Below are 13,303 nucleotides of genomic sequence, written 5' to 3'. Positions count from 1 at the left end.
CAGAGGGAGTCGTCGATGGTGTCGTGGCGAGCCGAGCTGGCCCGCGAGCGTGTCCGGGGCGGCGCGCGCCTGGTGGTCGCCCTGTTCCGCGTGCTCGCCGGCGTCGTGTTCGTGCTGACGTCGATCGGCAAGTTCACCGGCGGCGAGATGTACGTGGCGCTGTTCGAGAGCTACGGACTCCCGGGCTCCCGGCCGCTCGTGCTGCTCGCCGGCCTGGTCGAGCTGGTCGGCGGCATCCTGCTCGTCGTCGGTCTCGGCACCCGGCTCGCCGCGCTCGTCCTGGCCCTCACCATGGCGGTGGCGATCGCGACGGCGGGCGTGGCCATCGGCGGCCCGGTCCACCTGGGCCTCGCCCCGACGCTCCTGCTGGTCATGCTGCTCCTGCTCTGGGCGGGCCCGGGCGCCGCGTCGCTCGACGGCCGCGTCCTCGGGCGACGCCCCGCACGGGCTTGAGGCTCCCGTAGACGAGCGAAGGGCCCCTTCGATCGATCTAGCCGATCGAAGGGGCCCTTCGCTCAACAACCCACGGGCGACGTCACGCCGCCCGCGACACCACCAGCGTGCCGGCGCCGCTGTCGCCCTGCTCGTCGAGGTCGACGGCCACGGTGTCGCCCTCGCGGACGTCGCCGGCGAGCAGCGCCTTGGCGAGCTGGTCGCCGATGGCCGACTGCACGAGCCGGCGCAGCGGCCGCGCGCCGTAGACGGGGTCGAAGCCCTGCAGCGCGAGCCACTCGCGGGCCGCGTCGCTGACCGCCAGCGTCAGCCGCCGGGCCGCCAGCCGGGCGCCGAGGCGCTCGAGCTGGATGTCGACGATCGACGTCAGCTCCTCGGTCGACAGCGCGTGGAAGACCACGACGTCGTCGAGCCGGTTGAGGAACTCCGGCTTGAACGAGCGCCGCACGACCTCCATGACCTTGTCCCGCCGGCCGGCGTCGTCGAGCGACGTGTCGACGAGCGCGTGCGACCCGAGGTTCGAGGTCAGCACGAGGATCGTGTTGCGGAAGTCGACCGTGCGGCCCTGCCCGTCGGTCAGGCGCCCGTCGTCGAGCACCTGCAGCAGCACGTCGAAGACGTCCGGGTGCGCCTTCTCGACCTCGTCGAGCAGCACCACCGAGTACGGGCGGCGCCGGACGGCCTCGGTGAGCTGGCCGCCCTGGTCGTAGCCGACGTACCCGGGCGGCGCGCCGACGAGCCGCGCCACCGAGTGCTTCTCGCCGTACTCGCTCATGTCGATGCGGATCATCGCCCGCTCGTCGTCGAAGAGGAACGCGGCGAGCGCCTTGGCCAGCTCGGTCTTGCCGACGCCGGTGGGGCCGAGGAACAGGAACGACCCGGTCGGACGGTCCTCCTCCGCGATCCCGGCACGGGCGCGGCGGACGGCGTCGGACACCGCGCGCACCGCCTCGGCCTGGCCGACGACGCGGCGGCCGAGCTCGTCCTCCATACGCAGGAGCTTCTGGGTCTCGCCCTCGAGCAGCCGCCCGGCGGGGATGCCGGTCCACGCCGACACGACGTCCGCGACGTCGTCGGGCCCGACCTCCTCCTTGAGCATCACCGGGGCCGCCGTCGCGGCGTCCGCGGCCTCGAGCTCCTTCTCCAGGGCCGGGATCTCGACGTAGCGCAGCTTCGCGACCCGCTCGTAGTCGCCGTCGCGCTCGGCCCGCTCGGACTCGCCGCGCAGGCCCTCGAGGCGCTCCTTGAGCACCCGCGACCCGTCGATGGCGTCCTTCTCCGCCTGCCAGCGCGCGGTCAGCGCCGAGAGCTCCTCGCGGCGCTCCGCGAGCTCGGCCCGCAGCGCGGTGAGGCGCTCGCGCGACGCGTCGTCGGACTCCTTGTCCAGCGCCATCTCCTCGATCTCGAGACGGCGGACGATGCGCTCCACCTCGTCGATCTCGACGGGCCGCGAGTCGATCTCCATGCGCAGCCGCGAGCTGGCCTCGTCGACGAGGTCGATCGCCTTGTCGGGCAGGAAGCGCGCGGTGATGTAGCGGTCGGAGAGCGCGGCGGCGGCGACGAGCGCGGCGTCGGTGATCCGGACGCCGTGGTGCACCTCGTAGCGCTCCTTGAGCCCCCGCAGGATGCCGATGGTGTCCTCCACCGACGGCTCGCCGACCAGGACCTGCTGGAACCGGCGCTCGAGGGCCGGGTCGTGCTCGATGTGCTCGCGGTACTCGTCGAGCGTCGTGGCGCCCACCATCCGCAGCTCGCCGCGGGCGAGCATCGGCTTGATCATGTTGCCGGCGTCCATCGCCGACTCGCCGGTCGCCCCGGCGCCGACGATCGTGTGCAGCTCGTCGATGAAGGTGATGACCTGCCCCGCGGAGTCGGTGATCTCCTGCAGGACGGCCTTGAGCCGCTCCTCGAACTCGCCGCGGTACTTCGCGCCCGCGACCATCGAGCCGAGGTCGAGCGCCACCACGCGCTTGTTGCGCAGCGACTCGGGCACGTCGCCGGCGACGATGCGCTGAGCCAGGCCTTCGACGATCGCGGTCTTGCCGACGCCGGGCTCGCCGATGAGCACGGGGTTGTTCTTGGTGCGCCGCGAGAGGACCTGCACGACGCGGCGGATCTCGGCGTCGCGGCCGACGACCGGGTCGAGGCTGCCGGAGCGGGCGCGCTCGGTGAGGTCCTGGCCGTACTTCTCCAGGGCTTGGAAGGTGCTCTCGGGGTCGGCGGACGTCACGCGCCCGGAGCCGCGCACCTTGGTGAACGCCTCCTTGAGCGCCTCGGGCGTCGCGCCGTGGCGGGTGAGCACGTCGGCGGTCCGCCCGCCGGCCGCGGCGAGCCCGACGAGCAGGTGCTCGGTGGAGACGTACTCGTCGCCCATGTCCGCGGCGAGCTGCTGGGCGTGCTGGAGCACGCGGGCCATCTCGCGGTCGAACTGCGGGGCGGAGACGCTGGAGCCGCTCGCGCTCGGCAGGCCCGCGAGGACCTTGCCGACGTCCTGGCGCACGGCCGACGGGTCCGCCCCGACCGCGCGCAGCAGCGGCTCGGTGAGGCCGTCGGTCTGGTCGAGCAGCGCGGCCGCGAGGTGCGCCGGCGAGACCTGCGGGTGACCGTCGACGGTGGCCGCGCGCACCGCGGCCGACACCGCCTGCTGGGTGCGGGTGGTGGGGGTGAAGTCCATCGGGTTCCTCCTGCGCTGGCGAAAGGGTGTGTCGGACGGCCCACCAGCCGCCGCCACGTTCTTGAGTCTACTTGGCTCAACTCTCTGCGTGCGGACTTTCTTCCCGTCGCGGAGGAGCTCGACCGGTCACCCACAGCAACGACGACGAACGGCACCGGTCGAGCGCGTCGTCGCTGCTCACGGTGTGCGCGGGCACCGTCCGGCGCACGTGACGAGCCGGACGACCCGCTCGCGTGGGGACCCTGCGTGACGAGACATGACGGGCTGTCATAGTGGTCGCGATGCGGGGACGGGTCCCCGCGCCGGGGGGTCGAGGAGGCACGTCGTCCATGTCCGCGGAGCCGCTGTCCGAGGGCGGTCCGGCCGGCCCGGGCCCGACCTCCGCCGGCCCGAGCCAGGGGCTCGCACCGGGTCGCCGCGGCGCCCGGGACGGCGGCCGGGCCGGGAACCGGGGCACCGTCCGCCGGCTCACGCCGGTCCGTGCCGTCCCCCCGCCGCCCACGACACCGATCGTCGCGCCCGGACGCCACGCGGCCCCCGACGACGCGCCCGTCGCGACGAACCCGGCGCCGATGCCGGTTCCCCGGCAGGGCCCGACGCCGGCACCCGCCGCCATCGCCGCCCCCGAGCCGACCAACGCGCCGGCCCCGCGCGCACCCGAGCCGCCCGAGGCGCACGCCGCCCGCCGCGTCCGGCAGACGTGGACCGAGGTCGAGCCGCGGGTCGACGAGCTCGCCGACTGGTTCGCGGCGCTGCTGTTCAGCCTCGCCCCCGAGGTGCGCGCGCTCTTCCCCGCCCGCATCACCGAGCCGGCGCGCCGGCTGCTGCGCTCGCTCGTGCTGCCCATGAGCACCGTCGACCGCCCCGGCGAGCTGCGGGCCATGCTCGAACCGCTCGTGCGCGAGCACCGCGCGCTCGGCCTGTGCGCCGAGCAGTACGAGGTGCTCGGGGTTGCGCTGATCGGGGCGATGCGCCGCTTCGCCGGCACCTGGGACGAGACGAGCGAGCACGCCTGGGTGCGCGCGTTCTCGCTGGCCGCGGGGCCGATGGAGCAGGCGGTCCGGGCCGCTGCGGCAGCGCCGGCCGTCGCCGAGGGCACCGTCGTGGGCCACCGGCGGCTGAGCTGGGACCTGGCCGTCGTGCACGTCGCGCCCGACGCGCCGGTGCCGCACCGCGCGGGCCAGTACCTCACCGTCGAGATCCCCCAGCGTCCGCGGATGTGGCGGCCGCTCTCCCCGGCCACCGCCCCGCGGCCGGACGGGCTGCTCGAGTTCCACGTCCGCGCGGTCGAGGGCGGCTGGGTGAGCCGGGCGATGGTGGCGCACACCGCGCCCGGCGACCGGTGGCGCCTCGGCCCGCCCGCCGGACGCCTCGGCCTGGACCCGCGCAGCACCCGCGAGGTGCTCATGGTCGCCGGTGGCACCGGCGGCGCGCCCGTCCTCGCGCTCTGCGAGGACATGGCCCGCTGGGTCCGCCCCCGCCCGTGCACCGTGTTCCTCGGCGGGCGCGTGCCCGAGGACCTCACCGTGCTCGACCGGCTCGAGGCCCTCGCGGCCGAGCACCCCTGGCTCGCGGTCGCCGCGGTGTGCGAGGACGACCCGCTGAGCGAGCACACCCTGCCGGGCACGCTGCCCGCCGCCGTGGTGCGCAGTGGCGACTGGTCGGGCCACGACGTCCTGCTCGCCGGCTCGCCGACCATGATCCGCGCGACCGCGTCGGCCCTGCTCGTCGACGGCGTCGGGCTCGACCGCATCACCTACGACCCCTTCACGGAGTAGCGGGTCAGTCCCGACGGCGGGGACCGGGCTGCCAGACCACGACCGACTGGGTCCGGCGGGCCGGCAGCCGGTCGCTGTCGGCGGCGTTCTGGGCGGCCTGCTCGGCGGCGGCGCGCCAGCGCGCGAGCTCCTCGGTGACCTCGGCGAGCCGGTCGGTCAGGGCCCCGACCTCGCGCTCGAGCTCGATGATCCGCTTGATGCCGGCGAGGTTGACGCCGTCCTCCTGCGAGAGGCGCTGGACCTCCCGCAGCACGGCGATGTCGCGCACCGAGTAGCGCCGCCCGCCGCCGCTCGCGCGGCCCGGGGTCACGAGCCCGATGCGGTCGTAGGAGCGCAGGGTCTGCGCGTGCATCCCGGCGATCTGTGCGGCCACCGAGATGACGAAGACCGGCGTGTCCTCGTCCGCCCACGCCGGGAGCGGGGGCACGGCGCCGCTCGGCGAGCCGGCCGTTCCGGACGAGGACGTACCGAGCGGAGCCGGCCAGGGCCCGCGCTCGTCACGCCCGCGCCGGCTCACGACGCCGTCTCCCTCCGTGCGGCGGCCTCGGCGCGCCGGGTCAGTTCGGCGCGGGGGTCGTGGTCACGGGTGGCGGCGGCGTAGGCGTCGAGCGCCTCGCGTGCGGCCTTGTCCAGGCGGTTCGGGACGGCGAGCTCGACGGTGACGAGCAGGTCGCCCGTGCGCCCGTCCTTGCGGCGCACGCCGCGCCCGCGGACCCGCAGGGTGCGACCGCTCTGCGAGCCGGCCGGCACCTTGAGCGAGACCTTGCCGTCCATCGTCGGCACGGTGATCGTCGTGCCGTCGACGAGCTCGGGGAACGTCACCGGCACGGTGAGCGTGAGGTCGTCGGCGTTGCGCTCGGAGCGGCCGAACAGGTCGTCGGGGTTGACGTGCACGACGACGAACAGGTCGCCCGCGGGCCCGCCGCGCTGGCCCGGTTGGCCCTGCCCGGCGAGGCGGATGCGCTGGCCGTCGTCGACACCCGGCGGGATGCGGACGGTCAGGGTGCGCGAGCGGGTGCTCACGCCGTCGCCGCCGCACTCGGGGCACGGGTCGTCGACGATCGAGCCGGTGCCCGAGCAGTCGCGGCACGGCTCGCTGAACGCGAACGCGCCCTGGCTGCGCGAGACCACGCCGGCCCCACCGCAGGTCAGACACGTGCGCGGGCTCGTGCCGGGCTTGGCGCCGTTGCCGCCGCAGGTGCTGCAGCGCGCCGGCGACGCCAGGCGCAGCGGCAGCGTCGTGCCGCCGACGGCCTCGGAGAAGTCGATGCGCACGTCGGTCTCGACGTCCGCGCCGCGCTGCTCCCGCGGCCGGGTGGCGCCCATGCCCGGGGTCGGCCCCGCGGTGGGGGCACCGCCGGCGGCGCCGCCGAACAGGCCGCCGAGCAGGTCGCCGAGGCCACCGGCCCCGGCGCCGCCCGCGCCGCGACCGCCGAAGAGGTCGCCGACGTCGAAGCCGCCGGAGAAGCCGGTGCCGCCGGCGCCCGCGCCGGCCCCGCGACCGCCGCCGAACCCGCCGAAGCGCCCGCCCGCGAACAGCGTGCGGGCCTCGTCGTACTGCTGGCGCTTCTCGGGGTCCGAGAGCACCCCGTACGCCTCGCCGGCGGCCTTGAAGCGCGACTCGGCCTTCGCGTCGCCGGGCTTGGCGTCGGGGTGGTTCTCGCGGGCGATCTTGCGGTAGGCCTTCTTGATGTCGTCCGCGGACGCGTCCTTGGCCACGCCCAGCTCGCGGTAGTAGTCCTTCTCGACCCAGTCACGGGCGCTCATGGCGGGACGGCTCCTTCCGCGGAGTGGACGGGTGGGGTGGCGGTCAGGACCGGCCGGCGTCCGCCGGCTCGGACGGGGTGCCGGCCGGGGCGCTGCCGTCGGTGTCGGTGACCCCGACCATGGCGGCACGGAGCACCTTGTCGCCGAAGCGGTAGCCCCGGCGCATGACCGTGGTGACGGTCGGCGCGGAGACGTCGGGGGACGTCTCGTGCGCCACGGCCTCGTGCACCGACGGGTCGAACGCGTCGCCCTCGGCCCCGAACGGCTGCAGGCCCGCGCGGTGCAGCGTCTCGGTGAGACGGTCGGCGACGACCTTGAACGGGCCGGTCAGATCGCCGTGGGTCTGGGCGCGCTCGACGTCGTCGAGGACGGTGAGCAGCTCGCCCGCCACCGACGCCTTGGCGCCGGCCACGGTCGACTCGCGCTCGCGCTCGGTGCGGCGCCGGTAGTTCGCGAACTCGGCGGACACGCGCTGCAGGTCCGCGGTGCGCTCGGCGAGCTCGGCGCGGACGCGCTCGAGCTCGGGGTCCGTGGCGGACGCGGTGGACGCGGCGGACGCGGCGGGGGCCTCCCCGGCGCCCTCAGCAGCCGTGGCCGAGGCCGCCGACGCCTCTGCGGCGGCCTGCGCGGCCCGGGCCTCGCCGGCGATGGCCTCGGCCCCGTCGGGCGCGGCGGTCTCCCCGCCGTCGGTGGCACCGTCCGCCTGGGCGGTGCCGCCCGGCGCGTCCTGGCCGGAGGTGGGCACCCCGCCGACGCTGGAGTCGGTGGGGACGTCGGTCGCGTCGGCGCGGTCCTGCCCGACGACCGGATCCTGCACAGTGACCTCCTCGAGAGGACTCCGGCGCGTTCGCGCCGGGGAGTGTGGTCTGGGAGCCGCGACGGTGGGGCCGCGGCCGTGTCGTGGCCGCGGCCCCACCGGCGGGCGTCAGTCCTTCTTGTCGTCGTCGACGATCTCGGCGTCGACCACGTCGTCGGCCTGCCCGGCGGCGCCGGCCTCGCCGGCACCCGCCGCGCCACCGGCCGCACCGGCGGCGCCGCCCTCGGACTGCTGCTGGGCGTAGAGGGCCTGGCCGAGCTGCTGGGACTCGGTCGCGACCTTCTCCGAGGCGGCCTTGATGGCCTCGGTGTCCTCACCCTTGAGGGCTTCCTTGAGCTCGGCGACGGAGGCCTGGACCTTCTCCTTGACGTCCGACGGGAGCTTCTCGTCGTTGTCGGTGATGAACTTCTCGGTCTGGTAGACCAGCGTCTCGGCCTGGTTGCGGGTCTCCGCGGCCTCACGACGCTTGCGGTCCTCGTCGGCGTGGGCCTCGGCGTCGGCCACCATGCGGTCGATCTCCTCCTTGGAGAGGGCCGAGCCGCCGGTGATGGTCATCTGCTGGGACTTGCCGGTGCCCTTGTCGACCGCCGAGACGTTGACGATGCCGTTGGCGTCGATGTCGAAGCTGACCTCGATCTGCGGCACACCCTGCGGGGCGGGCGGCAGGTCGGTGAGCTCGAACATGCCGAGCTTCTTGTTGTAGGCCGCGATCTCGCGCTCGCCCTGGAAGACCTGGATCTGCACCGACGGCTGGTTGTTCTCGGCCGTCGTGAAGACCTCGGACTTCTTGGTCGGGATCGTCGTGTTCTTCTCGATGAGCTTGGTCATCACGCCGCCCTTGGTCTCGATGCCGAGGGACAGCGGCGTGACGTCGAGCAGCAGGACGTCCTTGACGTCACCGCGCAGCACGCCGGCCTGCAGCGTGGCGCCGACGGCGACGACCTCGTCGGGGTTGACGCCCTTGTTCGGCTCCTTGCCGCCGGTGAGCTCCTTGACCAGGTCGTGCACCGCGGGCATGCGCGTCGACCCACCGACGAGCACCACGTGGTTGATCTGGCCGACGGAGATGCCGGCGTCCTTGATGACCTGGTTGAACGGCTTGCGGCACCGGTCGAGCAGGTCGGAGGTGATCCGCTGGAACTCGGCGCGCGAGAGCGTCTCGTCGAGGAAGAGCGGGTTCTTGTCGGCGTCGACGGTGATGTAGGGCAGGTTGATGCCGGCGCTGGACGAGCTCGAGAGCTCGATCTTCGCCTTCTCCGCCGCCTCGCGCAGGCGCTGCATCGCCATCTTGTCCTTGGACAGGTCGATGCCCTGCGAGTTCTTGAACTTGTCGACGAGCCAGCTGATGATCCGCTCGTCCCAGTCGTCGCCACCGAGGTTGTTGTCGCCGTTGGTGGCCTTGACCTCGACCACGCCGTCGCCGATCTCGAGCAGGGACACGTCGAACGTGCCGCCCCCGAGGTCGAAGACGAGGATCGTCTGCTCGTCGGAGCCCTTCTCCAGGCCGTAGGCCAGCGCCGCGGCGGTGGGCTCGTTGACGATGCGCAGGACGTTGAGGCCCGCGATCTGGCCGGCCTCCTTGGTGGCCTGCCGCTGCGCGTCCTCGAAGTACGCCGGGACGGTGATCACCGCGTCGGTGACCTCCTCGCCCAGGTACGACTCGGCGTCCCGCTTGAGCTTCTGCAGGACGCGGGCGCTGATCTCCTGCGGGCTGTACTTCTTGTCGTCGATCTCGACGGTCCAGTCGGTGCCCATGTGCCGCTTGACCGACCGGATGGTGCGGTCGACGTTGGTCACCGCCTGGTTCTTGGCCGACTGGCCGACCAGGACGTCCCCGTTGCGGGCGAACGCGACCACCGACGGGGTGGTGCGGCTACCCTCCGAGTTCGCGATCACCGTCGGCTCGCCGCCCTCCAGGACGGCGACCACGGAGTTGGTCGTGCCGAGGTCGATGCCGACCGCTCGCGCCATGCTCGTGTCTCCTCTCGAGACCCGTGGATCCCGGGTGTGTCGTCTGAGTGCTCGTTGAGCGCTGTGTGCTCAAGTATTGGCCCGCAGCCACCGGCTCGCAAACCTGACCTGAGTCCCTCGCGCTCAAGTGTGTCATCCCGACCAACGGAGGGTGTCACGGACTTGTTCCCGACACGCTCAACTCCGCGAAAATCGGGGCCGGGCTCGGTCAGGCCCGATCGGACCCCGTCCCCGGCCGGGTCGCGAGCGGGAGCAGCTCGGCCTCGCCCCACGTCACCGCGCGGGTGCCCAGGGGCACGCCGGTCTGCTGGGCCTCCATCATCTGCCCGTTGCCGAGGTACATGGCGACGTGGTGGATGGTGTCGGGGTCGGACTCGTCGTACGCCCAGAACAGCAGGTCGCCCGGCTGTGCCTGCTCGACGGGCACGTGGGCCCCCGCCTTGTACTGGTCGCGCGAGACGCGCGGCAGCACGATCCCGGCGCGCTCGTAGGCGCGCAGCATGAGCCCCGAGCAGTCGTAGCTGCTGGGCCCGGTGGCGCCCCAGACGTAGGGCTTGCCGGTCTCGGCGGTGGCGAACTCGATGGCCGTGCGGGCGACGCCGGGCGGCAGGGCCTCGGCGGGTCCGGGGCCGGCCTCGTCGGCGGGCACGCACTCCCGGATCGCGCCGGTGACGCCCGCGAGGTCGGCGACGAGGCTGTTGGCCAGCGTCTCCCACTTCGCGTAGGCGTTGGGGAACGCCGAGCGCTGCACGATCTGCGCGGCCTCCGTGACCGGCATCGTCTCCCACCCCGGCACCTGCAGCAGCCGGTCGAGGAACGTCTTCGTCGCGTAGACGGGGTCGCGGACCTGCTCGGGCGTGCCCCAGCCCTGGCTCGGGCGCTGCTGGAAGACGCCGAGCGAGTCGTGGTCGACGGCCACGTCCATGCCGACCGTGCCCATCTGCGACTCCTGCATCGCCGTCGCCAGCGCGACCACCCAGCCCCGCGGCGGCACGGCCATGCCCTTGGCGACGCCGATGATCGTCGCCGCGGTCCGGCGCTGGACCTCGTCGAGCTCCGCCGACGTCTGCGGCACGTCGCCGGCCGGCGCGCCGGTCCCGGCCTCGCACGTCGTGCCGTCCGAGCCGTCCTCCCCGCCGCCGGGCACGAACTGGCCGACGACGAGCAGCCCGGCCGCCATGACGACGACGAGGAACCCGGCGAGCGCCGCGACGGGCAGCAGCAGGCGCAGGATGCGGAAGCCCGGGGGCAGCTTCGGCGGGGTGAAGCCCGGGGGCAGCCGTGGGGGACTGATCATGCGGCGCCCTAGGAGGCCCGGTCGTAGCCGGACACGCGCCAGTCCCCCGGCGCCACCTGCACGAGCAGGAGCTCCAGGCGCACCGCGTCGGTGGGCACCTGCACGCGCACGGCCTCCGGGCGCACCTCGACGGCCTGCGCGGGACCCGTGACCCGCGTGCCCGGGACGTTGCCGGGGTCGACCGAGGAGAGCACGGCGAGGTACTCGTCGGTGGTGTACGGGGCCAGCCCGGCGCTCCACTGCGCGGGCGTCGTGCCCGGCGGGTGCGTGGCCCAGGCCTGCGTCCAGCGCTGCGCGACGGCCAGGGCCACCGGCGGCGCGTCGCCGAGCGGGAGCGTGCGGGGCCGCAGCTCGGTGATCGTCGCCGGACCCGGACCCGGAGCCGTGCCCTGCCCGGACGCGGCCGACGGGGCCGGGCCCAGGGCGCGCCCCGACCCCGGGTCGTCCGCCGCGCCGCCGAGGTAGGAGATCCCGATCGCCACGGCCGCCACGACGGCGAGCACGCCGAAGAGGCGCGCCGGCGAGTGCAGGGGCCACTCCCAGAGCGCCCGGTAGGCCGCCGCGCGTCCGCGCCTAGTCCGGATCGGCACCGGCGCCTCCCTCGGCCGGGCGCGGGCTGCGGCGCGACCGGCCCGAGGACCCCGCCCCGATCGGGCGGCTGGGCCGGTAGATCCGGTACACCGGCGCGCCGTCGACGAGCTCGGCCTGGACCGGGCGGCGTGGGCCCCCCGGCCCGCCGGCCTCACTCGTCCGCGCGGCGACGCTGCGGTAGAGGCTGCGGTCGGCGTCGCTGATCTGCGCGCGGGCCGGGGTGGCGTCGCGGTCGCCACGCGGCGTCGTGCCCGGCGCGGCCCCGCCGCCCCGCGGGAGGGCCCGCTGGGCCGCGCTGCGGGCGGCGAGCGCGGCCGCGGGGTCGGCGTCGTGGCTCGGGGCGCCGCCCACCCGCTCGCTGTCGACCCGCACCGGGCCGCCGGTCCCGTCGGCGCCCGCGGGCGAGGCGTCGGTGCGCGTCGGGGCGCTGCCCTCGGGACGCCAGCCGTCGCCGCCGCGGGTCGCCGCGGTGCGCCGCTCGTTCCACCAGTCGTCCTGGCGGTCGGACCCGCGCGGCAGGAACCGGGAGAGCACGCCGCCGCCGGCGGGCGGGAGGACGCCGCTCATCTGGTCGCGGGTCAGCGAGACCATCGCCGCCAGCCGCCGGAACGGGCGCGCCACCGCCCACAGCACGACCGTCACGACCCCGGTGACCAGCAGCGCGAGCCACGTGCCCACCCCGGACCCGGGCCGGAACAGCGCGATGACCATCAGCGAGTGCAGCCCCGCCATGGCGCCCACGAGCAACGTGTTGACCAGCGCCGCCCCGCCGACGCGCAGGGTCGCGGGCAGCACCTCGGGCTTGAGCAGGGCGACCACCGCGAGCGCGGGCGCGACCATCACCAGCAACCGGATGATCAGCATGGAGACGAGCACGAGCAGCTTGCTCATCAGCTGGAACAGCCCGATGCAGACGGCCTGGATGAACGCCAGCACGCCCGCGCCCGTCCGCGACCCCTGGCGGCCCTGGAAGTAGCTGTACCGGTCGCCCACGCGCTCGGCGACGCTCGTGTACTGCTGCTTCTTCGCGTCCGCCGTGGCCTGGGTGTCCTGGCCGTCGGCGATCTCCTGCTTGGTGAACGTCTGCGCGCGCAGCAGCTCGCGGCCCAGGTCGCGCGCCTGCGGGACGTCCGCGGACCCGAACTGCCCGCGCAGCCAGTTGTTGTAGACGATCTGGTCGGTCAGCACCGTCGGCAGCGTGTTCGCGTCGCCCACCCCGACCTGCGACAGGAAGCCGCGCTGCATCGCGGTGACGCCGTCGAGCAGCACCCCGTCGAGCATGCTCGACCAGCGCACCGGCGCCGCGTACGCCGCCGCCGCGACCGCCAGCGCGATCACCGCGATCCCGCCGCGCTGCGCCTGCCGCGACAGGTCCCCGCGCATCGCGAGCACCAGCAGGATCGCCGCGAGCACGATGAGCGCGAGCCCGACCCACGTCGTGAACACCGCGTCGTACATCGCCGACGTGCCGGCCTGCACGATCCCGTCGAGCGGCGCGAGCAGCCCCGAGCCCTGCTCGATGAGGTAGTGCGACCAGTTCACGCCGCCGACGACGAGCTTGGCGAGGTTGAAGAACTGGTTGCCCAGCCACGTGTCGGTGGCGGCCGCGGGGTCGCGGGCGGCGCCCGGCCCGCAACCGAGGTCGTAGGTCCACCAGATCTGCCCGGCGTAGCCGACCTCGGCGTAGACGCTGCCCGGCGCGCCCACCCCGAGCGGGGCGGGGTCGAGCGAGCCGACGAGCCCGGTGCCCGGGCGGTCGGGGTCCGGCGGGGCCTTGCAGTCCAGCGGCGCCGCCGACGCCGGCAGCCCGACGAGCACCAGGCCGGTGACCATCGCGACCACCACCGTGACCGCGCGCCGCCGGCCGTGGGGGGCGGGGCTCGTCGAGCGAGGGACACCCCGGCTGCGTCGCAGGCGGCGGAGGAGTCCCTCGCTCCCCCCTCGGGCCGGCGCGC

Annotated in this window: 10 protein-coding genes; 2 read left to right on the top strand and 8 right to left on the bottom strand. The window is 74.7% G+C overall.

Annotated elements, in window-relative coordinates:
• The first annotated feature begins 15 nt into the window (after positions 1-15).
• Positions 16-453 carry a DoxX family protein gene (locus tag PGB27_RS09835; RefSeq protein ID WP_274200193.1) on the top strand — a complete coding sequence of 146 codons (438 nt, stop codon included), beginning with the start codon at positions 16-18 and terminating at the stop codon, positions 451-453.
• Positions 454-535: 82 nt separating this feature from the next.
• On the opposite strand, the gene clpB is transcribed toward PGB27_RS09835, so the two are convergent.
• Complete coding sequence (clpB, locus tag PGB27_RS09830; protein ID WP_274200192.1) at positions 536-3,127, bottom strand: ATP-dependent chaperone ClpB; 2,592 nt, start codon at positions 3,125-3,127, stop codon at positions 536-538.
• A 329-nt stretch (positions 3,128-3,456) separates the two neighbouring features.
• On the opposite strand from clpB, the gene PGB27_RS09825 reads away from it, so the two are divergent.
• The gene (locus tag PGB27_RS09825; protein ID WP_274200191.1) at positions 3,457-4,905 is read left to right on the top strand and encodes an FAD-binding oxidoreductase; all 1,449 of its coding nucleotides are present in this window, start codon (positions 3,457-3,459) and stop codon (positions 4,903-4,905) included.
• Between the two features lie 4 nt (positions 4,906-4,909).
• On the opposite strand, the gene PGB27_RS09820 is transcribed toward PGB27_RS09825, so the two are convergent.
• From PGB27_RS09820 to PGB27_RS09790, 7 genes are all read right to left on the bottom strand, one after another.
• Positions 4,910-5,332, bottom strand: coding sequence for a heat shock protein transcriptional repressor HspR (locus PGB27_RS09820; RefSeq protein WP_274200190.1), 423 nt, complete (start codon positions 5,330-5,332; stop codon positions 4,910-4,912).
• A gap of 86 nt (positions 5,333-5,418) precedes the next feature.
• Entirely contained in the window at positions 5,419-6,672 is a 1,254-nt protein-coding gene (locus tag PGB27_RS09815; protein WP_274200189.1) for a DnaJ C-terminal domain-containing protein, read from the bottom strand.
• A 43-nt stretch (positions 6,673-6,715) separates the two neighbouring features.
• Positions 6,716-7,489, bottom strand: a complete 774-nt coding sequence (gene grpE, locus PGB27_RS09810; RefSeq protein WP_274200188.1) for a nucleotide exchange factor GrpE — start codon at positions 7,487-7,489, stop codon at positions 6,716-6,718.
• Between the two features lie 108 nt (positions 7,490-7,597).
• On the bottom strand, positions 7,598-9,460 hold the full coding sequence (gene dnaK, locus PGB27_RS09805; RefSeq protein WP_274200187.1) for a molecular chaperone DnaK: 1,863 nt from the start codon (positions 9,458-9,460) through the stop codon (positions 7,598-7,600).
• A 208-nt stretch (positions 9,461-9,668) separates the two neighbouring features.
• Entirely contained in the window at positions 9,669-10,640 is a 972-nt protein-coding gene (locus PGB27_RS09800) for a C40 family peptidase (RefSeq protein ID WP_456298475.1), read from the bottom strand.
• 125 nt (positions 10,641-10,765) lie between these two features.
• The gene (locus PGB27_RS09795) at positions 10,766-11,347 is read right to left on the bottom strand and encodes a hypothetical protein (RefSeq protein WP_274200186.1); all 582 of its coding nucleotides are present in this window, start codon (positions 11,345-11,347) and stop codon (positions 10,766-10,768) included.
• Positions 11,331-13,181 carry a hypothetical protein gene (locus tag PGB27_RS09790; protein WP_274200185.1) on the bottom strand — a complete coding sequence of 617 codons (1,851 nt, stop codon included), beginning with the start codon at positions 13,179-13,181 and terminating at the stop codon, positions 11,331-11,333. Before PGB27_RS09790 ends, PGB27_RS09795 begins: the two co-directional genes overlap by 17 nt.
• Positions 13,182-13,303 lie beyond the last annotated feature (122 nt).

The sequence above is a fragment of the Actinomycetospora lemnae genome (genome assembly GCF_028737315.1).
Classification (GTDB): Bacteria; Actinomycetota; Actinomycetes; order Mycobacteriales; family Pseudonocardiaceae; genus Actinomycetospora; species Actinomycetospora lemnae.
The sequence above is the reverse complement of the archived record's forward strand: the minus strand, read 5'-3'. Positions and strand labels throughout refer to the sequence as shown.